Annotated in this window: 17 protein-coding genes; 12 read left to right on the top strand and 5 right to left on the bottom strand. The window is 42.6% G+C overall.

The features are described 5' to 3' along the window. Positions 1–6 precede the first annotated feature (6 nt). Positions 7–1,431, top strand: coding sequence for a hypothetical protein (locus tag COV43_08890; GenBank protein PIR24739.1), 1,425 nt, complete (start codon positions 7–9; stop codon positions 1,429–1,431). Here COV43_08890 and COV43_08885 read toward each other — a convergent pair whose 3' ends face one another. Both COV43_08885 and COV43_08880 read right to left on the bottom strand, forming a co-directional pair. Further along, positions 1,432–2,352, bottom strand: coding sequence for a hypothetical protein (locus COV43_08885; protein PIR24738.1), 921 nt, complete (start codon positions 2,350–2,352; stop codon positions 1,432–1,434). It abuts the gene before it with no gap. Positions 2,353–2,399: 47 nt separating this feature from the next. Then, positions 2,400–3,443 (bottom strand): hypothetical protein, encoded by a 1,044-nt coding sequence (locus tag COV43_08880; GenBank protein ID PIR24737.1) that lies wholly within the window; start codon positions 3,441–3,443, stop codon positions 2,400–2,402. 128 nt (positions 3,444–3,571) lie between these two features. Here COV43_08880 and COV43_08875 point away from each other — a divergent pair, with 128 nt between their 5' ends. Genes COV43_08875 through COV43_08865 form a run of 3 tightly spaced genes read left to right on the top strand, consistent with a single transcriptional unit; the run spans position 3,572 to position 6,383 of the window. Beyond that, entirely contained in the window at positions 3,572–4,699 is a 1,128-nt protein-coding gene (locus tag COV43_08875) for an NAD(P)(+) transhydrogenase (Re/Si-specific) subunit alpha (protein ID PIR24736.1), read from the top strand. Beyond that, entirely contained in the window at positions 4,696–5,001 is a 306-nt protein-coding gene (locus COV43_08870) for an NAD(P) transhydrogenase subunit alpha (protein ID PIR24735.1), read from the top strand. The genes COV43_08875 and COV43_08870 overlap by 4 nt, the downstream gene beginning before the upstream one ends. After that, positions 4,998–6,383, top strand: a complete 1,386-nt coding sequence (locus COV43_08865) for an NAD synthetase (protein PIR24734.1) — start codon at positions 4,998–5,000, stop codon at positions 6,381–6,383. Before COV43_08870 ends, COV43_08865 begins: the two co-directional genes overlap by 4 nt. Positions 6,384–6,438: 55 nt before the next feature. Here the strand turns inward: COV43_08865 and COV43_08860 are convergent, their stop codons facing one another. Beyond that, on the bottom strand, positions 6,439–7,323 hold the full coding sequence (locus tag COV43_08860) for a hypothetical protein (GenBank protein PIR24733.1): 885 nt from the start codon (positions 7,321–7,323) through the stop codon (positions 6,439–6,441). A 207-nt stretch (positions 7,324–7,530) separates the two neighbouring features. On the opposite strand from COV43_08860, the gene COV43_08855 reads away from it, so the two are divergent. The 6 genes from COV43_08855 to COV43_08830 all read left to right on the top strand — a co-directional run bounded on the left by COV43_08855 (position 7,531) and on the right by COV43_08830 (position 16,347). After that, the gene (locus tag COV43_08855) at positions 7,531–10,344 is read left to right on the top strand and encodes an excinuclease ABC subunit A (protein PIR24732.1); all 2,814 of its coding nucleotides are present in this window, start codon (positions 7,531–7,533) and stop codon (positions 10,342–10,344) included. Positions 10,345–10,391: 47 nt separating this feature from the next. Then, positions 10,392–11,351 (top strand): hypothetical protein, encoded by a 960-nt coding sequence (locus COV43_08850; GenBank protein ID PIR24731.1) that lies wholly within the window; start codon positions 10,392–10,394, stop codon positions 11,349–11,351. A 9-nt stretch (positions 11,352–11,360) separates the two neighbouring features. After that, positions 11,361–12,263, top strand: a complete 903-nt coding sequence (locus COV43_08845; protein PIR24730.1) for a hypothetical protein — start codon at positions 11,361–11,363, stop codon at positions 12,261–12,263. A 5-nt stretch (positions 12,264–12,268) separates the two neighbouring features. Continuing rightward, positions 12,269–13,219 carry a carbamate kinase gene (arcC, locus tag COV43_08840; GenBank protein PIR24729.1) on the top strand — a complete coding sequence of 317 codons (951 nt, stop codon included), beginning with the start codon at positions 12,269–12,271 and terminating at the stop codon, positions 13,217–13,219. 184 nt (positions 13,220–13,403) lie between these two features. Further along, a complete protein-coding gene (locus tag COV43_08835) occupies positions 13,404–13,598 on the top strand; it encodes a hypothetical protein (GenBank protein PIR24728.1) in 195 nt (64 codons plus the stop codon). A gap of 121 nt (positions 13,599–13,719) precedes the next feature. After that, complete coding sequence (locus COV43_08830; protein PIR24727.1) at positions 13,720–16,347, top strand: hypothetical protein; 2,628 nt, start codon at positions 13,720–13,722, stop codon at positions 16,345–16,347. Positions 16,348–16,633: 286 nt separating this feature from the next. On the opposite strand, the gene COV43_08825 is transcribed toward COV43_08830, so the two are convergent. Together COV43_08825 and COV43_08820 are read right to left on the bottom strand one after the other, a co-directional pair. Beyond that, positions 16,634–17,200, bottom strand: coding sequence for a peptidyl-prolyl cis-trans isomerase (locus tag COV43_08825; protein ID PIR24753.1), 567 nt, complete (start codon positions 17,198–17,200; stop codon positions 16,634–16,636). Between the two features lie 157 nt (positions 17,201–17,357). Next, positions 17,358–19,079, bottom strand: coding sequence for a two-component system response regulator (locus COV43_08820; protein ID PIR24726.1), 1,722 nt, complete (start codon positions 19,077–19,079; stop codon positions 17,358–17,360). On the opposite strand from COV43_08820, the gene COV43_08815 reads away from it, so the two are divergent. After that, positions 18,829–19,731 carry a hypothetical protein gene (locus COV43_08815; GenBank protein PIR24752.1) on the top strand — a complete coding sequence of 301 codons (903 nt, stop codon included), beginning with the start codon at positions 18,829–18,831 and terminating at the stop codon, positions 19,729–19,731. The two genes, COV43_08820 and COV43_08815, sit on opposite strands and share 251 nt — an antisense overlap. Before the next feature lie 136 nt (positions 19,732–19,867). Further along, the gene (locus tag COV43_08810) at positions 19,868–23,167 is read left to right on the top strand and encodes a hypothetical protein (GenBank protein ID PIR24725.1); all 3,300 of its coding nucleotides are present in this window, start codon (positions 19,868–19,870) and stop codon (positions 23,165–23,167) included. The last annotated feature ends 194 nt before the right edge of the window (positions 23,168–23,361 follow it).

The following is a 23,361-nucleotide window of genomic DNA, read 5'->3' as shown; positions in this document are numbered from 1 at the left end:
GAAGCTATGATAAAATTTGGAACTGATGGTTGGCGTGCCGTAGTTGGCGAAGATTTCACCGAAGAAAATGTTGGCAAAGTCATTCAAGCCTTTTGCGATCTCTACCCTTCTCTTCCCAACACGGGTAAACAAGTAGTTATTGGATACGATAGAAGAAACCAATCACCAGAATCTGCAGAGTTATGTGCAAGAATTCTTATCGCAAATAATATTCCTGTTCTCTATGCTTCTACCTTTTGCCCAACACCGGGAGTTTCTTGGTACACCAATCACAAAAAATGCACCGCTGGCATTATGATTACGGCAAGTCATAATCCGCCAAAGTGGAATGGTATTAAGTTTAAAGAACATACTGGAGGTGCAGCTTCGGGCGAATTTGTAACTCCTGTTGAACATCAAATTCAAAAAAATGATGCCGCTTCAAAAAAAGCAAAGTGTATAAGTAAAGAGGATTTCAAAACTCATCTTGAAGAACAAAAACTTGTTACCGTTTTTGATCCTCAAGAAGAATATCTTAGTTCGATGAAAACTCTTGTGGATATCGAAAAAATAAAACAACAAAAGTATAAAGTACTTGTAGAGCCCATGTATGGTGCTGGTATTGGATTTTTTTCTTCATTACTGGGAAACGCAGTCACAGAGCTGCATTCCGAACGCGACCTCACTTTTGGCGGCATTAATCCAGAACCCATTCCACCACATGTAAATGAAGCCATAGAAACCATGAAAAAAGGTGGCTACGATTACTGTGCCATTCTCGATGGCGATGCAGACCGCGCTGGAGCTGTGGATGAGCATGGCAGTTTCATCACTACACATGAAATTTATTCGCTACTGTTTTTGCATGCGGTAAAAAATAAAAAGTGGCCTGGGCAAAAGGTAATCAAATCAATTTCCACAACGCAAATGGTGGACACTATTGGGAAACACTTTGGCATTGAAGTGGAAACGGTAGCAGTTGGATTTAAACATATCTCTCCTGCCATGACACAAGCTGGAGTTTTGATGGGCGGCGAAGAGAGCGGTGGCTTTGGTTTCCCGCAGCACATCCCTGAACGCGATGGTATTTTAAGTAATTTGCTTTTACTTGAAATGATGGCCGTTGAACAAAAATCAATCAGCCAACTGGTTGCAGATCTTCAAGCTGAATTCGGCCCCACAAAATATCGCCGCATCGACTACTCGCTGAGCAAAGAACAAATTGCAGATGCTCGTAAAAAATTTGATGGGCTTAACATTCAAAACTGTGCAGGAAAAAAACTGAAAAAACATACTACGATTGATGGACATCATTTTCTTTTTGAAGACAACTCATGGCTGCTCTTTAGAGCTTCTGGAACAGAGCCTCTCATACGTACTTACGCGGAAGCAGCCACAGAGGAACAAGTGGAAACAATGTTAGCTTATGCCAAGGAAGCGTTGGGATTGTAGCTATTCCACTCTCTCTTCAGCCCTCATCAATAAATGGCCCAAGAGAAATTGTGCAGCTGCGCTAAACTCGCCAACAGCCTCATCTTCCTGTTCTTCAGTGATGACAAGCATGGGGTCAGTTGGTTCAAAAATATTGTGAAAAATATACGGTGCTTCTCTGTCATAAAAAATGCTAAATCTCCTGCCGCTTTGTCCATATTCCCCATTACGTATGGAAACAAATTCTTTAGGCTTCCCCATCTTCACTTTGCTTGCAGATGCTAAAACAAAGCGATCATCCCGACACACCATTTTATGCCAAGCTTTATTTACCATAAGTTCAAAACTCATCTCAGGAAAAAGAGTTGGTGAATAAAAAAGGGAAGCCAAGAGCAAAGCGGCATCATGGTGTATCTTCCCCTTGACACAAGCTTCTAGAAGTTCAGGATAAGATGAAAAAGGGAAACGAAAACTCTCGGAACCTTCATCTTGCACATATGACATTTTCACAACTGCATCTTCCAAATATTTTGCTGACAAGAGAAAGGTGAGAGCGTTGTGAGTACAGCGTACTTTCTGATTACTTACTTCCACTCTCGTTTTTTGCTCTACTTCACAACCGTCAACGATTGCCAACCGAGAAGCAACATCCATTATCAATACGCCAGTCTGTAACCTTTGGTACTTAAGCTCAAAACCTCTTACTACCCCATTTTTTCCAGTTGGTGAAAAATAATAGATTCCTTTATCAGCTGCACACTTTGAAACAGCACTCGCACTCAAAAATGCATCCCCTACATCTTGAGGTAGAAAACTTGCAACTAGATGCCTTGCATCGGTAGATGGAGCAAGGCTTTGCTGTTGACCTGTAATAAAAGTTGAAACACTTGGTGCAAAGGCCAAAAGAGCTTGAAATCCATTTGTCATGGGAGCTGTTGTCATATGACTTTGGTCCTCCCTTAATCTTTAAAAAGGAGAGAAATTTTTTCTCAACTTACAACATACCAAAGCAAACTTTCCATAAAAGATGAAATCTGCGGAGAAAATGACTCAGCCTCTGTTAGCTGTTGCCTTTGTATGTTTGTATGCACCCGTATCACAAAGTATGGACCTTGTTCAGCTGAAAATGCTGCATCAACTCCATCATTGCTAAAATCAAATTCACGAACAAGCTGCAGACGAAAAGTTTTCATCACTTGATCCCTGCCATCATCATGTTTGAAATGAGGTTCCCTCGCTCTAAAGCTAAACACAGTACAATAAGGATTTTTCATCTTCTCTACTGAACCACGCTCAGGCTTCAACATGCCTTCGTGATATATAACCTTTTCAGGTGACGGTTTTTCTTCTGAAGCCCATTTCAGGATTTCATCTGGCAAAGATAAAAGTGTTGCTAAAAGAAAAACTAATTTCGCTTTTACAAATGGTTTTCCATTTTTCCCAAGAATTAACGATTGAACCACACGGCGAAGAAGATCTTGAGAATACACTTCACTAGGCTTTAAGAGAGGAAGAAATTTGAACAGTGACGCTGCGCTCATCACAAAGAGCATGCCGTTTACGCCATACACTTCTTTGCTAAAAACCCTGCTATGTCTAGGGTTCAAAGCTGGTTTCATTCTCATGAGGGTACACTGTTCAAGATGCAAACCTTGTTCTGCATCAGTTAAAGCATATCGAGCTTCGAGATTTACTTTTGCCCCTTCATGTACAGCTCTTCTCAAATCAGCTTCAGGAACACCTCGCATCGCAAAAGAAAGTGATTTTTTTCCTGCACACACATAATGCTGAAAAGTATGATCCTTCCAACTAAAACGATCAGGCAAAGTCGTTCTCCAATCAGAAACACTCTGCCAAAAACGATTTGCTCGCAGTGGTACGGCGGAAAAAGCTGCATGCGCGATTTCCCCATTGGGGTCCATCACCGGCACCAAAAGTGAACCCTGAGGACGAAACGCCACCCCAGCGTGAAGAGCTGAAATGATCTGGGAGTTTGCAGCAACTGCTGGACTTGTGACGACGACATGACTCATATAGCTCCTTATCGCCTCGCTCTCGAAAAAGTTGCTTTAAAAAGCCTTTTCTCATTTCACCTGAAAAATCGTTGTCTTTCAATCCATTCCCTCGTAGAAGAAGTGCTTCTAACGTAAAGGTATTCCTCATGAAATTGCTTATTCCAAAAGAAATATCGCCTGAAACTCGGGTTGCACTTATTCCACAAATGGCAAAAAAACTCATTGAAACCACAAAACTAGAAATCTTTTTTCAGGCGGAAGCTGGCGTGAATGCTGGATTTCCCGACCAGTCCTATCTTGACGCTGGAACCAAACTATCTTCGTTTCTGGCTGAAGCAAACGTCTTTTTGTGTGTTGCACCACCCTCAACAGCCGATCTCCAGCGCTTTCCCAACGGAAGCACTGTCGTTGGATTTTTCAATGCCCTTTCCAACCCCGGCATTGCTGCGGATCTTGCGAAAAAAAATATCACGGCTTTCGCCATGGAAATGATCCCACGCATCAGCCGCGCACAAAGTATGGATGCGCTTTCTAGCCAAGCTGCTCTTGCGGGTTACAAAGCGGTGTTGCTGGCAGCGAATCACTTGCAAAAAATTTTCCCACTCATGACCACTGCGGCCGGAACCTTAACGCCAGCAAAGGTACTCATCTTGGGAGTTGGTGTTGCAGGCCTTAGTGCCATCGCCACCGCAAAGCGTCTTGGCGCGGTAGTTTCCGCCTTCGACATTCGTCCAGAAACAAAAGAACAAGTGGAAAGTTTAGGCGCAAAATTCATCGACATCACCCTTCCCGAACAAGTGGAAAGCAAAGGTGGATACGCGCAGGAAGTTTCGCAGCAAACCACAGAGCATATTCAAAAAGTTTTGAGCGAAGCCGTGGCAAAAGCAGACATCATCATCACTACAGCGCAAGTGCCTGGAAAAAAAGCTCCAAGACTCATCGATGAAAACATGCTCACAAATGTACAAATGGGTGCTGTGATTGTTGACCTTGCAAGTCATCAAGGCGGAAACGTTGCTGGATCAAGGCCAAACGAAGAAGTGAAAATAAATGGCGCCACCATTTTAGGGCCCACAAACTTACCTGCAATGCTCGCTCATCATGCAAGCCAAATGTTAGCGCGCAACTTTTCTGAATTTTTGCAGCTGCTTTTTCAGGATGGAAAACTTCACCTCAACTTTGAAGATGAAATCATCAACGCTTCATGCCTCACACATGAAGGCGAAATAAAAAATAAAACAATTGCCGAACTTTTGAAAAAGGAAAGCTTATGAGTGCCGATCTTATTTTGTTGCTTCTTTTCATTTTTATTTTGGCCTGCTTTGTTGGCTTCGAGCTCATTTCAAAAGTTCCACCAACCTTGCACACGCCGCTCATGTCTGGCGCCAACGCCATCTCTGGCATCACTATTATTGGCTCTCTTATTTTAGCTGGCGCAAGTGAAAGTGAAACAGCAAAAATAATTGGCTTCGCCTCGCTGATCCTTGCCAGCATTAACGTTGTGGGAGGCTTCCTTGTGACCGATCGCATGTTAGAAATGTTTAAAAAGAAACCTAAACCAGAGAAAAGCTTATGAACTTTTTCATCCAAATCACCTACATGATTGCCGCAACGCTTTTTATTTTCGGCATCAAAAAACTCACTTCACCCGCAACTGCGCGCCGTGGAAATATGCTTTCTGCATTGGGGATGCTGCTGGCAGTTGTGGTAACACTGTTTGATAAAAGCATTCTGAGTTTCGAATGGATTATAGCCGGCCTCGTCATCGGTTCATTCATCGGAGTGCTGTTTGCAAAACTCGTAAAAATGACGGCCATGCCACAAATGGTAGCTCTCTTAAACGGCTTTGGTGGCGGCGCTTCGGCGTTGGTTGCCGTTGGCGAAATTATTCGCAATGCCAATGATATTTCTTTACTCACCTCACCCTTTTGGCTTTCCACCATTATGTTGGGCACTACAATTGGAGCTGTCACGCTCACCGGAAGTGTGATTGCGTTTGCAAAACTGCAAGGTATCATGCAGGGAAATTTCAAACTTCCCTTTCACAACATCGTTAATTTGCTGCTCTTTGTCGCCACTATCACGAGCGCTCTTGCTGTTACCGCTATGGGCTACAACCCGCTCTACTTCTCACTTTCCTTGGCAGCATCACTCTTACTGGGAATTTTGTTTGTGGTTTCCATTGGCGGCGCTGACATGCCAGTGGTCATTTCACTTTTGAACTCTCTTTCTGGAATTGCCGCCAGTTTTGTAGGTTTCGCCCTGGCCAATAATGTGCTGATTGTTTCCGGAGCTTTGGTTGGCGCATCTGGTCTTATCCTCACGCAAATTATGTGCAAGGCTATGAATCGCTCGCTTATCAGTGTTCTCTTTGGAAGCTTTGGCGCTGAAAATGGCTCTGGTGTTACATCTGCCACGGGCGACAAAATTCATCGCTCAGTCGGCTCTGAAGAAGCTGCTATGATTTTGGGCTATGCCGAGAGTGTAGTCATCGTTCCTGGCTTTGGAATGGCTGCAGCTGGCGCACAACATGCTGTGCGTGAGCTTTCAGACTTGCTGGAATCTCGCGGCGCCAATGTACGCTTTGCCATTCATCCTGTTGCTGGTCGTATGCCGGGACACATGAATGTGTTGCTCGCTGAAGCTGATGTGCCCTACGAAAAATTGGTGGAAATGGAACACATCAACCCAGATTTTGAACGCACTGATGTGGTGTTGGTAATTGGAGCTAATGACGTAGTGAACCCTGCAGCCCGCACTGCCAAAGACTCTCCGCTGTATGGCATGCCCATCTTAAATGTTGATCTTGCGAAAAATGTGATCGTCATCAAACGTTCTATGAATGCGGGATATGCAGGAATAGACAACGATCTTTTTTATCTCGCGCACACCATGATGCTCTTCGACTCAGCAAAAGAAGCGGTGGCAAAAATTGTGGGTGAGGTGAAGTTGTTGTAAGATCTCACGTTCTGTCATTCCCGCATGCTTGAAGCGGGAATCTCATCTGCCAATTTTATTGCTTGGGAAATCTTAAAAGAAAACCGAAAAGCCTAGCAACGCCAGGGTAAAGTGGTGTGACTCCACGTTGATGAATCTGCGCAAAATGTCTTACTGTAAATTCCGGACCACTTGTTGCATCACCCTCATCATAGTCTATTTGGAGGCCATTTCTTCTCTCCTTCATCCCCGAATTTAAAAAAACATATGGACGATCGTCAGGACAACACACTCCCAAACTTGTACCTAAGATATCTTGAGGATCTTCTCTAAGAGGCCAATATCCAACCTGCTCTCTCTGCGGAAGCGGATGATGATGACTTCTCTGATCCATCCATTTCAAGTTTAATTCATCTGGAAGAAGAACATTGACGGCATGAAAAAAACCAGTTGGGGTTAAATCTCCGTACCACTTATTGCCAATTTTTTCCTGTAATAGTTCATGAGCATTTACATAACGCGCAAAGTAAGCACCATATATGGTCATCTCAAGTCCATGAAAACCAATACGTGAGCTAACATTTCCTTTAGCGTCTCTTCTAAAAGAAAGGTCTACTGACTGGATTAAAGAAAATTTTCCCTTACGAGCAAGTCTTAACTCTGCTCTTGCATATATATTTGTAGAAGATGAAGTGTCTCGCGACAAATCTTCACTTGGAACATCTAGTTCGAGATCAATATTCCCCTCACCTCTTTCCGCTTTTAAATGAACATTGCGCCTCTCGTTTTTATCAGTAACGGTAAGTGCAGGGAAACTTAGCCGAGCAGTGTGGTTTGGAAGCTTCATTTCATGCAAAAATCGAAAAGCACGCAAAGGATCTTGATGAAAAGCTACTGAACGCACTTGCTCACGCGCAGTGCGAACAGGCACAAACAATGGCCCAGCTGTGTTTGCTGCCATGTAATGGCATAAGTTGATTTTGCGCCATAAACAAAGTTGGAATTGCTGCTATTTGACCTGTCATATCTCTCTTATCGTCCTTTGTTAAAAAAGTTGTCTCTTTTCGCGTATGGATCTCTTTTCCACATCTAACGAGAGGAAAAAGATTTTTGCTTGTTTTACTGCTTCACTGTGATAGAGTCCCAGGCCTCATTTTAAGAGGGTCTCATGCACAACGAAATTAAAATTAAAGGGGCTAGAACACACAATCTAGCCAATATCGACCTCAACATTCCCAAAAATAAGCTGGTGGTCATCACTGGACTTTCTGGGTCTGGAAAATCGTCGCTGGCCTTTGACACGCTTTACGCAGAAGGTCAACGCCGTTATGTAGAATCTGTTTCAGCCTATGCCCGGCAATTCCTAGAGCAGATGGACAAACCGGATATGGACAGCATCGAGGGCCTCTCTCCCGCCATTGCTATTGAGCAACGCGGATCATCAAGAAATCCAAGATCAACCGTTGGAACCGTGACAGAAATTTACGATTATCTTCGCCTCCTCTTCGCAAGAGTAGGTAAATACTACGTTAACGGCCGTCCGGTTTCTTCACAAACGGTCACACAAATTGTGGATCAGCTTTTGGCGTTGCCCGAAAAAACCAGAATTGGCATTTTGGCTCCCATCATCAGAGGCCGAAAAGGTGAGCATCACAAGCTGCTTTCCAATTACATTAAACTTGGATTTTCGCGCGTAAAAATAAATGGCGAAGTGTTTGAACTCACCGATTTACCAACCCTCGACAAAAAGAAAAAACACGACATCGATCTCTACATCGACCGCATTAGCATTTCAGAAAAAGTAAAGAGCCGCCTTGCAGACTCGATAGAAACTGCACTTGCGCAAACCAATGGTTTTATAAAAATTGAATTTATCGACAAAAAAACTGAAGAAATTCTTTCCACAAAAAATGTAGACATTGAAACCGGAAAAAGTTTTCCCGATTTAACACCGCAACTTTTTTCCTTCAACAGTCCAAAAGGCGCTTGTCCAAGTTGCGATGGTTTAGGAACGCGACAATACTTTGATCCCTCTCTGGTTATTCCAAATCCAAATCTCTCTCTTCGCGATGGAGCCATTGCACCGTGGCAAACAAAAACATCAACCTATTACCTCAATCTTTGCGAGTCGCTGGCAAAGCATTATAAATTCAGCATTCGCACGCCCTTCAATGAGCTTCCCGAAAAAATTCAAAACATAATTCTCTATGGTTCACAGGGACAAAGTGTAGAATTCTTTTTTGAAAGCCCAGGCGGAAAGCAAACTTACTCCACTGTTTATGAAGGAGTCATGGCGCAGCTTGAACAAAAAATGCTGGAAACAAAATCTGAACATGTGCGCGAATCCATCAGCCGCTATATGAACAACCGCGACTGCCCCACCTGCAAAGGCTCACGTCTTCGCGAAGAAGCGTTGTTGGCACTCATTGGCGAAAAAAATATTGCAGACATTACCGCACTCTCTATTGAAGATGCATTGAAGTTTTTTGACAATCTCAAGTTGGGGAAAAAAGACGCTGCTATCGCGGATAGAGTTTTGAAAGAAATCAGCAATCGTCTTCACTTTTTGCAAAACGTTGGCCTCAATTATTTAAGCCTCAACAGAACCAGCGGAACACTTTCCGGCGGAGAAGACCAACGCATCCGGCTTGCAACCCAGATTGGGTCTGCACTTACGGGCGTGCTCTATGTTTTGGATGAACCTTCCATTGGCCTGCATCAACGCGATAACGACCGTTTGCTTTCCACGCTCAAAAACTTACGCGACATTGGCAACACGGTGTTAGTGGTGGAACACGATCAAGACACCATCATGGAAGCCGACTACGTAATAGACATGGGCCCAGGTGCAGGCGTAAACGGTGGAAAAGTAGTTGCCACCGGAACTCCAGAAGAAGTGATGAACAATAAAAAATCACTCACAGGCCAATATCTCTCCGGAAAAAAATCCATCCCGATGCTGAAACAGCGTAGGCCAATCGGCATTGATAAAGTACACGTCATTGGCGCTACACATCACAACCTCAAAAACATCGACGTGATGATTCCACTCAACACGCTTACGTGCTTCACCGGAGTTTCGGGTTCCGGAAAATCAAGCTTCGTCAACGATACGTTGCTTGCAGGTTTAAACCAACGCATCAACCAATCCAAAGAGCCAGCCGGAGAAATCAAAGAACTTTTGGGCTGGCAAATTGTGGGCAAAATTATTAGCATCGATCAATCTCCCATTGGGCGAACACCACGTTCAAACCCGGCCACCTACACCGGCGTGTTTACACACATCCGCGAACTTTTTGCAGAGCTGCAGCTTTCAAAAGCGCGTGGTTACAAGCCTGGCCGCTTTTCCTTCAACGTAAAAGGTGGGCGCTGTGAAGCGTGCGAAGGTGATGGCATCATCAAAATTGAAATGCATTTTCTCCCCGACGTGTATGTGGAATGCGAAGAATGCGCAGGAAAACGCTTCAACCGTGAAACCCTTGAGGTGCTGTACAAAGGCTCTTCCATTTCTGATATTTTGAAAATGACCATTCAAGAAGCAACTTCCTTTTTCGAAAACATTCCAGCCATCAGCCACAAGCTAGAAACCTTACTGGACGTGGGTTTGGGCTACATTCAATTAGGCCAAGCTGCCACAACTCTTTCAGGCGGGGAAGCTCAGCGCATTAAGCTCGCACGCGAACTTTCAAAACGCGCCATGGGCCACACGTTCTATATATTAGACGAGCCCACCACAGGCTTGCACTTTGATGACGTTCGCAACTTGCTTGAAGTGTTGAACCGACTTGTAAATCAGGGAAATACTGTTGTGGTGATCGAGCATAACCTTGACGTTATCAAAGCAGCCGATTACTGTGTCGACTTGGGGCCCGAAGGAGGAGACAAAGGGGGAAGAGTTGTTGCCTGCGGTACGCCGGAAGAAATTGCAAAACATCCCACCTCTTACACTGGGCATTACCTCAAAAAAGTACTCAAAAAATAATGCACTCATAACGAGGATATTATTTCATCTTTTTAACAGGAGTTTCTATGCGTATTTCGTTTCGTTCTCTTTCTGTTGTGTTTTTTCTCTCACTTTTTTTCCTTTCCACCTCAAGCTTTGCGGCAGAAAAAAGACAGTTCGTAGAAACTGTTCAGTTTCAAAATGGCCAATCGGCTGAAATTACAGTGGTGGCTTTTGACAACGAAGAAGCTTCAAGCAAAGTGGCTCTACAACGCGCTTTCTCGGCAATGACCAGATTAGACACAGAACTTGGCGAGTACGAAAACAATACGTTGTGGAAGCTCAACCACGCTGGAAAAAAGACAAGTGTTTCTTTAAGCCCCGAAGCTTTTTCTCTTCTCAAACAAGCCGTAAATCTTTCCAAAGTCACCGACGGCTGGTTTGATATTGCAGCTCCTTCTGCCTATAGTGCCTTCAGCCAACGCGATTACAGACGAATCAAACTCAACGAAAACACTTCAAGCCTTTCTTTCACAAAATCAAAAATGAAACTGGATCTCAGCTGGATTCTCAAAGCCGGAATGGTAGATGCTGCCATTGCATCATTGCAACAAAGCGGCTTTGCAAATGCGCAGGTTGAATATGCTGGTGTAAGCAGGCATATAGGAAATGATATTTACACACCGTGGTCCATCACGTTGGGACAAGGCAAAGAAAAAGAATTCGCCTATCACGCAAACCAATACAAACTAAGCAGCGCCGCTGTAACCCATATAGACCAAGCAAATGCGGGTAATCTCATTGATGCAAAAAACAAAAAAGTTGTGGTGCCTCAAATTAAAAATGCTTTCGTTATTGCAAATAGTGCAGTGAATGCCACTGCCTTTGCCGTTGCAGCTTATAGTTTAGAACCTCTCACCAGCATTCGTTACATCAACAAACATCCTGCGGTACATGGTTTCGTCACAGACCTTGAAGGAAACTTGCTTACTTCCGAAAGCTTTGCAGAAAAAATTAAAAAACAACTCTATACCGAAAACAAATAAGGAAAGTTTATGAAAAAAATATCTTCCATTTTTTTAGTTCTCTTTTTGTGTTTTATTTTTCCTCTTCACGCGCAAAGTACCGGCATAAAAGAATATGGAAAAAAATTCTTCCTGGGTAAAACTCCCTGTGCACTTGTAGTTGTGGGCTACCTCCATGACGCTGATGCCGTGAATAGACTTATAGATCATGCGATTCGCGAGGCCGAACTTGCACATGCTCAATTGGATTGGAGAAATCCAAACAGCGAAGTGGCAAGACTCAATCGAGCTGGCGATAAAAATTACTACAAACTCAGCAAAAATGTGCTCGATCTTTTTCAACGTTCCATTCTCATTTCAAAATGGACCGACGGTGCCTTTGACATTACCGCGTCTGGAAAAGTGGGAGATTATAAATCAATTAAACTCAGCGAAGGGAAATCTGCTGTACGTTTAAAAAAAGAGGGAATGCAAGTTCGCTTCGATGGTATCTTGGATGGTTACCTCGCTGATCTGCTTCGGGATTACGTCATCAACGGTGGGATGAATCACGTTTTAGCAAAAGTGGGAACAAGCTACAGTGCAATGGGTTCGCGCGCTAACGGAGCTTGGAAGGTAAATGTTCAAGATGACAACGGCAGCTTTGCTCACAGAGCCTTGTATATTGTTTTAAAAAATGTAGCGAGCTCCACTGCAAACTTTACCGATTACAAAGACAACTCCATCACTGATCCTCGATATAAAAAGGAAATTCCCCTCCAAGCAAGAGGTGCTAGCATCGTCATGAAAAACGCCAGCGAAGCTCAAGCCGTCAGCAATGCCGTGATGGTATTGGGTCCGCAGGCAGGCTACGATTTACTGTTAAAACTTGGAAGTGTGAAAGGCATGATTGTAGACAAACAAGGCAAATTTTTTAGAACGCCGGGATTTTAACTTTTATGAATCGTGAAGATACTCTTGTCATTGCACTTGGTGGAAATGCTATCAGCAAACCCGGTCTACGTGGAACCATTCAGGAACAGTTTTACTCCACAAGTGAAACCATGGATTCCATCGCAAATTTAATTTTGGATGGTTTCAAACGGGTCATCATCACTAACGGAAATGGCCCTCAAGTTGGCGCCGCCATTTTGCGAAGTGAAATTGCCGCTTCAACGGTTTACCCTCTTCCCCTTGACGTAAACGTAGCTAACACTCAAGGCGGCATGGGATACATGATGGAGCAAGTGCTTGCCAATGCCATCAAGAAAAAAGGTGGGCAGCCAAAAGTTGCCACTATAGTAACGCAAGTTTTGGTTGATTCGTCCGACCCTTCTTTTGATAACCCCACAAAACCCGTTGGTCGTTTCTATGATGCAGAAGAAGCAAAAAATATCATGGCGGGAAAAGGTTGGGCAATGAAGGAAGACGCCGGCCGTGGATGGCGCCGAGTGGTTCCAAGCCCAAAACCACTAAAAGTTTTAGAAACCGACGCCCTCAAAAGCTTGCTGAATGAGGGTTACATCGTTATTGCTGGCGGCGGTGGCGGTGTTCCCGTAGCAAAAAATAGACACAAACTCTATTACGGCACCGAAGCAGTGATAGACAAAGACCTCACCAGCTCTCTTATTGCAACCGAACTTTGTGCATCCACCCTTCTCATTCTTACAGCCGTTGAACATGCCTTCATTCATTTCGGAACACAAAAAGAAGAAGCTCTTGGAAAAATTAAAAAAGAAAAACTTCGAGAATACTTTGAAGCCGGAGAGTTTAAAGAAGGAAGTATGGCTCCAAAAGTTGAAGCATGTCTTAAGTTTTTAGACAACGGTGGAGATGAAGCAATCATCACCTCCATTCCTTCATGTCTTCATGCTTTAAGAGGAAAAACCGGAACACGCATCACTGCATAAAACATCGCAGCCCATCGCAAATCTGCATTCTTCTTCACTTTTACAGCGTCTCACCAAAATACAGATGTGCAAACCCTTGTTTTTTAAATGAAAAAATCCTCTTGCCAAGTCAAAAAAAAATGCTTAAGGCCATTTCACTTTAAGAAACACACAAACAACATCAATTTTTTGCGGGGAATAAAATATGGGATTTGAAATGAATGAAATGGAAAAAGAATTCGAAGGCGAAATCGATTTAGGCTCTTCTGAAAAATGTCCCATCTGTGGATCGCACGATCTCACCAACGACATGGTGTGCAACAACTGCGGCGCCATGCTTGGCAGCACAGATGCCCTCGATATTTTCGAAGGCGATGACGATTACGCTGAAGATTTCTAGCCACTCACCTCTCTCAAAACAGAGAGCAAACGCTCTGTTTTGAGGGGCTTCACGTCTCTCTCTTTTTTCTTTGCATCTCCTCTTTAGCCCTTGATTAAGTTTTTTAATCAGCTAAAAGAATCTGGTGAAATTCCTAAATATTTTTTTTTCAAAATACATCAAACGTCTCGGAAAACTGGCAACATTTCTTATAGGTTTTTTTGTCTTTGCGCTTGTCGCTTTTTTTATTGTCTACATTAAATTCGCCAGAGACCTTCCCGATATTAGCTCTCTCAATGATTATCATCCGCCAGTCATCAGCGAAGTGTATGCGCAAGATGGAAATAAAATTGGTGAGTTCTGGGAAGAGTGTCGCATCTTTCTTTCGCACGAAAACATTCCTCCCCTCTTTGCAAAAGCCTTTATTGCTACCGAAGATGATCGCTTCTATGAACACAAAGGCATTGATGTAAAAGCCATTTTCAGAGCCGCCGTCGCCAACCTCAAGTCTAACGGCATTTTCCAAGGCGCCAGCACCATCACACAGCAAGTTACTCGCTCCCTCTTACTCAGTCGTGAAAAAACGTTTAGTCGAAAAATTAAAGAAGCCATTCTCTCTCTTCGTCTCGAACGAAAACTGAGCAAACAACAAATTTTAACTTTATATTTAAATCAAATTTATTTGGGAAACAGAGCTTACGGCATTGAAGCTGCTGCGAGAAATTATTTTCACAAACATGCAAACGAACTCAGCCTTGGACAGATTGCGCTTATTGCGGGGTTGCCATCTGCACCATCAAAATATTCGCCGGTTGTAAATCCTGATGCTGCAAGAAAACGCCAAACGCATGTCCTTCGTCGCATGCTTCATGAAGGCATAATTACCGCAACGCAAATGGAAGAAGCACTTCAAGAAAGTTTTCCTCTTTATGTAGCAGGGCTTGATACGAGTTTTCATCACAAGCCATCACTCAACTTTGTTGAATATGTTCGTCGGCTCGTAAAAGAAAAATATGGCGACGAAGTTTTGTATCACAAGGGCTTGAAAATTTACACGAGCCTGGACCTAGCAACTCAAGAAGCTGCTTTTCACGCCATCCAAAATGGAGCACGAAAGTTGGACCGCAGACAAGGCTACCGCGGCACTTTTGGCCATATTGATCCTGAAGCTATTGAGGCAAAAGCAAATGAATTTCAGCAAGAAATGCTCAACGATTATCTTCGCACCCAACTCAAATGGCCACCCGAAAAAAATAATATTGTTCCAACTCTAGAATTCAAAAAAAATACTTTTTATAAAGCCATTGTCAAAGGCTTCACCGAAAAAAATGTTGATCTCTTCATTGGAACAACGCACGCCATAATTCCTTTTGAAGGTTATAAATGGGCAAGAAGCTACAACACAAAAGTAACTGGATATGATGATGCAAATTATGTCAGCAATCCAAAAAATATTTTAAAAGCAGGTGACATTATTTTAGTAAGCCTTCGTGATGATAACGAGAGCTTCGACCTTGCCCAAGTTCCTGAAGTGCAAGCGGCACTTTTTGCTCTCGATCCCAAAACTGGCTTTGTCAAAGCGCTCATCGGTGGAAATGGCTACAAAGACAGCGAGTTCAACCGGGCAACACAATCTTTACGTTCACCAGGATCATCCTTCAAACCTTTTGTCTATGCCGCTGCATTAGATAAAGGCTATTCCTTCGATACAAAAATTATTGATGAACCGATTGTCTATGAAGTTGGTGAAAATGATTTATGGGCTCCAAAAAATTACGACGGAAAATATAAAGGAGAGTTAGAGTTTCGCACTGCACTCATGCAATCACGTAACGTTCCCACGGTAAAAATCGCACACGATATCGGCACAGAATACCTCACTGGCTTTGCACGTAAATTTGGTTTTACTTCGCCTATCGAAAAATATCTTTCAATGTCGCTGGGTTCAAATGGAGTTTACCTCTCCGAGCTGACGCAATCCTATGCTGTGTTTGCCAATGATGGAAAAATGACTCCCACAGTTTTCATCAGCAAAATTGAAGATGCCCAAGGTAATATTCTTGAAGAATTTTCTGCAAAAGATGATTACAACTTCGAAGTTCCCACAAATGACAACACCGAAACTCCCATTGCAGAAACCCTCGATGCCGTAAGCGATGCCCTTGAAAAAGAAGTAAAACCTCAAGACTTAAATCTGGGTCTTTTTTCTTATCAACAAGAATTCACCAAAGGTGACCAGCTTCAGTTAACAGATTTAGAAATCAAAACTCTCTACGGAAAAGATATTGCGCCAGGTCATGTAATCACCCCACAAACGGCTTATCTCATGACCACGCTCTTGCAAGGTGTGGTTCAAGGAGGAACAGGAACTGCCGTTCGAGCGCTCAATAAACCCGCGGCGGGAAAAACGGGAACCACAAATGATGAAACTGACGCTTGGTTCGTGGGCTTCGTGCCTCAATTGGTTGCGGGCGTGTGGGTTGGCTTTGACCAGCTCAAGCCCATTGGAAAAACTGAAACTGGCGGAAGAACTGCAGCCCCTCTTTTTCTAGAGTTTATGCAAGAAGCCACGAAAGACATGGAAACACTTGCTTTCACGCCACCACAAAGTTTCCCCCAAAGCAATATCGCGAATCTTTCCGGCGGCTCTGCCCTCTTTGGCTTGGAACCACATTTTGAAGTAGCCGAAGAAAGAGCCCAATCAGATAAAGCTGGCAGTTTCTTCGAAGAAGATTTCGAACAAGCCACACCAGATTTAGGTGGGCTCTAAACTTACATTCCGTGAGTTGATTTTGAATTGAGAGAAATTTTTTTCCTCTTTGTTTCACTCTAATTTTTTCGCTCAAGCGCCGCGAAAAAATTGTCCAACATTTCGGCCTTCATCGTTTTTTTTAAGGCTGTCAACGAGATGAAGGCCTCAAAAGTGCGTTCCACAAAGAGGAAAAAAATTTCTCGAGTTGAAAATCAGTACGACTTCATTTGGAGAGAAAACAATATACAATGCTTAAAAAAAGAGAGCCTTTTGGGCTCTCTTTTTGAAATGTTAGCATTATTTCTTATTCAGCTTTTACCGTTACAGAAACGATTTTGTCGCCCATGGCAATTTTTTCTACCACATTCATGCCAGAAACAACTTGGCCAAACACGGTATATTGCCCATCAAGAAATGGTGTGGGTTCTAAAGTGATGTAAAACTGTGAACCATTTGATTTTCGTTCGGGATTCACCTCGTCTGGTGTTCTTGCCCATGCCAACGCACCTTTTGGGTGTGACTTTCCAATTTCAGCTTTAATGGTATAGCCCGGACCGCCAGAGCCTGTTCCTGTTGGATCTCCGCCTTGGATCACAAAATTTGGAACGACACGGTGAAAGGTAAGTCCGTTATAAAACTCACCATCAGCCAAGTATTTAAAGTTTGTTACTGAAAGAGGAGCTGCATCTGCAAAAAGTTCACATACAACATCGCCTTTTTCTGTTTTGATCACAGCAGTATATTTTTTCCCCTGCTCAATATTTGCTACCATTGGTTCTTTCCATCCATCTTTTTGCACCATAACCTCCTTATTATTTTGTGTGGGAGAAGAAGCTGCTTCCTTTTTAGAACATCCAAAACAGCACAGCATTCCGATGAAACAAAAACTTAAAAGCCTTTTCCGTTGCGATAAGTTCATTTACCCTCCCTTTTTGCTGGACTACCTCTCATATGAAATCTGAAAGGTCAAGCCCGGACAAAAAGAAGGCCCCAAACATGAGGCCTTCACCATACGCTGCATCTAAAAACTACAACAAATTAAATTCCTTAAGCTTACTGTAAAGCGTTGTCCTGCCTACATCTAAGACGCGTGCTGCTTTTGATTTGTCCCATTTTGTCATCCCCAACACTTCTTGAATGTACATTTTTTCAGCATATTGCGTGTACTCTTTCAAGCTTTGTTGTTGATCAAAGGGAGCACCTGAACTGGCGGAAAAATTTGCCACAAAATGAGAAACTTTTGCATTTTTCCCTACATGAATTCCATTCAATGCCCACGCTGGTAAATCGGTTTCTTGAATACTATTTTTCTGCGAGAGAATAATAAGACTCTGCACTACATTTTCCAGCTCTCTCACATTTCCTGGCCAAGAATATTCCATCAACTTTTCTAAAGCTTGTGGATGAATGGTTTTGGTGACTCCCTGTTTTGAATGTTTTGAGAAAAAATGCGCCACTAAAGCTGGAATATCTTCTTTTCTGTCTCGCAAAGCCGGCAAATCGAGTTGAATCACACGTAAGCGGTGATACAAATCCATGCGAAATTCGCCACGTGACACTTTGTCTTCTATGTTTTCATTTGATGCAGCTATAACTCTAAAGTTTGCTTTGGTGGCAGCACTTCCTCCCAGACGAACAAATTCTTTTTCTTGAAGCACACGCAAAATTTTTGCCTGGAGATCAAGCTTCAAGGTTCCAATTTCATCCAAGAAAATATCTCCACCATCGGCAAGTTCAAATCTGCCAATCCTTCGCTGTAAAGCACCAGTGTAAGCGCCCTTTTCCACTCCAAACAATTCAGCCTCAATCAAGTTTTCGGGAATGGCAGCGCAGTTCACTGCAATAAATGGTCTTGCGGGATCGTCTTCTCGTTGATGAATATAGCGAGCAATATATTCTTTCCCTGTTCCTGTTTCGCCCATGACAAAGACGTTTGCCTGATAGCCCTTCAACTGTCCCGCTTGCTTCAACACTTTTTTAAACGCCGGTCCGGTAAAAATAATTTCGCGATCTTGATTAAAATCATTTTGCCCCGAAACAAGAGCTTCATAACGTTCTCTTAAATTTCTATTTTTGAGCACTAATGCGAAGACCGCAAAAAATTCTTCGGAAGAAAATGGTTTGGTTAAATAATCAGAAGCACCAGCATGAATTGCCTCCACTACAATTTTTGGATCGTGCTGCCCAGAAAGCATCACCACATCAATGTCAGGAAATTCCGATTTAATCAGCTTCACGCCATTGATTCCCGATTCATCACCAAGTCCAACATCAAGCAAAACCAAATCAATGTTTTCACGCAGCAAAATTCGTTTGGCCTCTTGAATGTTTTCCACTCCCAAAACTTCGGCATATCCTTTAAGCGACATCCGAATCGCCAAACGCTGGTCCTCTTGATCATCCACACACAATACTTTGTATCCCATATAAAAACCCCTTTCTCGCAGTAGAGTTTGCAAGCCCAATACCAAAACATCACCGCTTAAACCTGCACCAAACATGGCTTTCCGGGAACCTTTCAAATCTGTTCCGATATGTAAACAGATTTCATGTCCTATTTTTAGAACATGTTCATTTTTGCGAACACTTTGTGGAATGCAGCTGAATTCTTGCTTTTTCCCTGAACTTGAGCTAGGGCTTGCGAACATTCGGGAGGATTTAAAGATGAAATTGAGCCTAAGAGGACTATTACGACGCGAAAAACCAAAACTACTCCCACCAAACTCAAAGCACATCACCCTCGCCACCATCCTGTCTCAAAAACAAGACCTTCACTACCACGACAACCTCGATCCCGTTTCCAGCCACAAAAACTTTTCGCGCCTTGTAGAGCAAACCCACTCGCTCTTCGAACAAGCCCCAGCAGTTCAAGAAAACTTAGCCTCAGAACTCTTGGCCGCCAGCGTAGTCAAACAACAATACACTGCTGCTCCTGTACAAACAGCACAGGCAAAATTGTTTCTTTTTCAAAATCGTTTCTTGTTTACATCCTGGAACATTCCCAGAACGCTTGTAGAAGAAAAATCAGAATTGCTTGGCCATAATCCCAGAATGTACCTCCGTTTTTCAGAGCTTCTTGTTGGCACAAAAAGGTCTCGATTTGACATCGAAACCTATGGCCCAAAAGGAAACTGGTACCTCAAAACCAGTAACTCAGACCAAAAGCTCATTTTTGACCTCATCCTAAAAAACGAACTGGGTGAAACGGTTCTTTTGGCCAGTTCAGACGAATTAAACGCTCCTAACGGCTCTTTTGCAGAAAATAACCCCACTCAAGATGAAGAGCTAAAACAGGTGCTTGGCCCTTATTTTTACAGGCTGTTTCACGATGGAAATACCCAGCATCTTTCAAGCCCCAGCATTGAAGGCCTTTTTCAAGATGTCTCTAGCTTCAAAAAGTAGTTCAAGTTCAACGGGTTAAACCGATTATATTGGCTCTAAACCCCGATTTTGGCCAAAGAGCCAAAACTACTATCTAGCTGATTTTATTCAGAAAACACCTATACTTCACAAAGCCCTTTCTGGTATACTTACAAACATGGCATTTTACCGTCCTGAATTTGGGTCAGAAAATGAAAACCACTTGGTACTTGGCCAATACACCCTCCTCCATGAAATTTCTAAAGGCATGGGGGGAACCGTTTGGAAGGCAAGTGACAAGACAAAACGCGAGCTGGCCCTCAAGTTTCTCAACTGGTCTCCCATAAAAGACAAAGAACTGGTTGCAGGACAGTTCAAAAATGAATTTGCGATTTTAAAAAATCTTTCCCATCCCCACATTTCGAAAATTTATGATTTTGGTTTTGATCCTCAGCTTGAAAAATATTTTTTCACGACCGAACTTTTTCCACACGGTGACTTGAGCACCTTAGTAATGGCTGAAGTAAATGTGATTGAAGATTTATTGCTTCAAGCTTTGCGCGCACTTGAATATTTGCGCAATCAGCAGCTGTTGCACCTTGATATCAAACCTCAGAATTTATTGTTGCGAAAAAAGGGAAAGCATCCCGAACTTGCCTTAATTGATTTCGGTCTTGCTTCGTTCCGTGAAAATTCTCGCGCGGGTGGAACTCCAAACTACATGCCGCCTGAAATGGTAGCGCATCTCAAGCGTTTTAGTGAAACATTTAGACACGAAAATTGGCAAAAGCCAGATCATCGGAGTGATCTTTATTCGCTTGGAGTTACTTTTTATTATTTACTTACTGGCATTCAACCTTTCGATCGCAAAAAAAATATGAAGCGTGATATGGAAGCAACACTTTTGGCGCACATGAATTCTGAGCCAAAACCACCTTCAGCATATAGACAAGAAATTCCGCATTATTTGGATAGAATTATTTTGAAACTCATGGCAAAAAATCCTGATGATCGCTACAGCACTTCCGGCATTGCCGCACAGGCACTGCAATACAGAAGCCCTCATCAACATCAACCAGAAAGTAAAGAGACCTTGCTTGCCTATTTACCTAAAAAAGGAAAACTCATTGGCAGAAAAAAAGAGCATCTCTTTTTAGAAAATGTATGCGAGCAGCTTCGTGCTGATACTTCACATATTCCCGTCCTTGCTCTTACCGGTCCGACTGGAATTGGAAAAACAAGACTTCTTGAATACGTAAAAGCTTATGCTCAACAGCAAGAAATGTTTGTACATCATCTTGATCTTTCTCGTCAGGAAAATTTAAACACCTTGGAAGAAATGTTGGAAAAAGAAAATTCTTCTGAACCTTTTGTGCATTGCGTATTAATTGATGATCTTGACCTTCTCTTTGATGAAAAAAATGGTTTCGGCCAAAAAGAAGAGTTGCTTCACGGGCTTAAACATCTTTTGAAAAAACTGGAACTCCAGCAAAAAATTAAAGATAAAGAAAACAAACGTTATCTCCTCCTCTGCACCCTCAATTCCGAACGTCTTTCACCCGAATCATTTTGTCTGAACTTGGGGTTAAAAAATGATTTTGTAACATCACTTGAACTCAATCCTTTTTCGCATGAGGAAGTTTCAGAATATTTGGAAAATCTTTTGGGAGAAAAACCTGAGGAAAGTGTTGTGGATCAACTCTTGAACGTAACGGAAGGAAATCCACTTTACTTGACCGAGCACCTTGAACAAATGATTTCCCGCGGAAAGCTTTTCACTTTAGCCGGGAGACCTGATGCAAAAACGTTAAAGCAAATTGGAATTGATTTTTCACATTCTGGTCCTTCAAAATCTTTGAAGGAAACTACCTTAAACTGGTATCAACAGTTGGAACCAAAGTTAAAAACTCTCGCCGCAGTTTTTTCATGTTGGAAAAGAGCTGTTTCACTTAATGAACTTGAAGCATGCTTGTCAGATGCAACGTGTATAACGCAACTTCCACATTTGGTAGAAAGTGCTTACATCAAAAGAAATGAAGATGCGACTTACACTTTCAACAATGGAATGGTAGCAAAAATTATTTCTCAAACACTTCCAAACAAAGAAAGCTACGCTCTTCACGATGCCATTGTTACAGTGTTATCGGCTGAGGCTACAAGCCAAGATGAACTTGATTATTATTTGGCACATGGATCAAAACGCGAAGTAAGAGTTGAAGCCTTAAAGCGACTTATTCCTTTTGAACTGAAACACAATCATAATTATGCAGCTATTGATTATTGCAGACAACTTTACACTGAGCTTTCAGAAGACAACTTAAATGAAAAGGTAGATTGTCTCATTCACTTAAGCAATCTTTATGAACGTGCACAACAAGACGATTTAAGTTTTGAAGCATTACAAAAAATTGAGCAACTTCAGGTTCCTGAAAAAATACTCAAAACATTTTCTATCAAAGCACTCGAACAAAAAGGTTTATTAAGCCTTCGAAAACGAAACACGCGTGAAGCAGAAAAATATTTTCATGAAGCACTAAAGCTTGTTTTATTTCAAGAATATCCTGATGCCTGGAAAATAAGGCTCAGCAACTATTTGGCGTCAGTTGAGTTGAGAGCTGGAAAGGCAAAGTCTGCTGCAACAATTTTTGAACAAAACGCAACAGCTGCAAAAAAACTACCCAAAAAGCAACAAGACTTGGTAGACAACAATGAACTTGGCGAAACGCTCTTTCGTTTGGGCAAAGCAAAAGATGCCATTCCCATCTTGATGCAAGAACTTCAAACTTCAACTCAACACGCAGCAGAAGAAAAAGCGGCTTCGAAACATTATCTCTTGGGCGAAGCCTACCGACATCCATCACTGCAGGAATTTTCTCACGCCATGAAACACTATAAAGCGGCATTGAAAATTGCATCTGAACATCATTTACTTCAACTGAACATTCGAGTTTTAAATGGAATGGGAAGCATCCATTTGCTTCAGCAAAAACCTAAACAAGCCGCAAAGCATTACCGTGAAGCACTTACGCTTTCACAGCATATTGAAAGTGAAACAGTTACAGCTGAAATAATGGTAAACCTTGGTTTTATTTTGAGTGAACTAGGAGAAGCCTCTAATGCTGCTGAATACCTTGAGGCTGCGCTTGATTTTTCAAGCGGGCCAAAGGGAAAATCGAGTGTGTTTGTGAGGAAAAAACGTGCAGAAATTCTTATCGCACTTGGAGATGCTTTATATCACCAGAAAAAATATGAACGAGCTGAACATTATTTGCTGGAAGCGATGAACTACGACAACCATGAACACCTTTCGGCAAATATGCGCTATAGCTTATATGGAACCTTGGTTGAAATTTATCTTGAAAGTGACCGCAAAAAAAATGCAGAAGGTTTATTAGCAACCCTCAAATCCCTCACACATGAAGTCCCTGAAGTCCCTGAAGTAAGCGAGCACTTCAAACAACTCCAAGCACGATTTTAGCTGTCATTCTCATACCCTCCCGCCCGCCAATGTTTTTGGAGGGAAACGGAAATCCAGTAATTCGACCAATTTGCTGTCTTTGCGAGGAGTGTTGTTAAACGACGTGGCAATCTCCTCAGGTGATTCACAATTACAAATTGTCAGAGGAGATCCTTCGTTACTCTCAGGATGACGGCACAATGTTTGAATTACTA

The sequence above is a fragment of the Deltaproteobacteria bacterium CG11_big_fil_rev_8_21_14_0_20_42_23 genome (assembly GCA_002796345.1).
In the GTDB taxonomy this organism is placed as follows: domain Bacteria; phylum UBA10199; class UBA10199; order 2-02-FULL-44-16; family 2-02-FULL-44-16; genus 1-14-0-20-42-23.
Note: the sequence above shows the minus strand (reverse complement) of the source record. Positions and strands in the feature narration are given on the sequence as shown.

Coding starts and splice junctions, on each gene's coding strand:
- COV43_08890 (PIR24739.1), top strand. CDS start 7: ATGATAAAATTTGGAACTGATGGTTGGCGTGCCGTAGTTGGCGAAGAT.
- COV43_08885 (PIR24738.1), bottom strand. CDS start 2,352: ATGACAACAGCTCCCATGACAAATGGATTTCAAGCTCTTTTGGCCTTT.
- COV43_08880 (PIR24737.1), bottom strand. CDS start 3,443: ATGAGTCATGTCGTCGTCACAAGTCCAGCAGTTGCTGCAAACTCCCAG.
- COV43_08875 (PIR24736.1), top strand. CDS start 3,572: ATGAAATTGCTTATTCCAAAAGAAATATCGCCTGAAACTCGGGTTGCA.
- COV43_08870 (PIR24735.1), top strand. CDS start 4,696: ATGAGTGCCGATCTTATTTTGTTGCTTCTTTTCATTTTTATTTTGGCC.
- COV43_08865 (PIR24734.1), top strand. CDS start 4,998: ATGAACTTTTTCATCCAAATCACCTACATGATTGCCGCAACGCTTTTT.
- COV43_08860 (PIR24733.1), bottom strand. CDS start 7,323: ATGGCAGCAAACACAGCTGGGCCATTGTTTGTGCCTGTTCGCACTGCG.
- COV43_08855 (PIR24732.1), top strand. CDS start 7,531: ATGCACAACGAAATTAAAATTAAAGGGGCTAGAACACACAATCTAGCC.
- COV43_08850 (PIR24731.1), top strand. CDS start 10,392: ATGCGTATTTCGTTTCGTTCTCTTTCTGTTGTGTTTTTTCTCTCACTT.
- COV43_08845 (PIR24730.1), top strand. CDS start 11,361: ATGAAAAAAATATCTTCCATTTTTTTAGTTCTCTTTTTGTGTTTTATT.
- arcC (PIR24729.1), top strand. CDS start 12,269: ATGAATCGTGAAGATACTCTTGTCATTGCACTTGGTGGAAATGCTATC.
- COV43_08835 (PIR24728.1), top strand. CDS start 13,404: ATGGGATTTGAAATGAATGAAATGGAAAAAGAATTCGAAGGCGAAATC.
- COV43_08825 (PIR24753.1), bottom strand. CDS start 17,200: ATGCTGTGCTGTTTTGGATGTTCTAAAAAGGAAGCAGCTTCTTCTCCC.
- COV43_08815 (PIR24752.1), top strand. CDS start 18,829: ATGGCTTTCCGGGAACCTTTCAAATCTGTTCCGATATGTAAACAGATT.
- COV43_08820 (PIR24726.1), bottom strand. CDS start 19,079: ATGGTGGCGAGGGTGATGTGCTTTGAGTTTGGTGGGAGTAGTTTTGGT.
- COV43_08810 (PIR24725.1), top strand. CDS start 19,868: ATGGCATTTTACCGTCCTGAATTTGGGTCAGAAAATGAAAACCACTTG.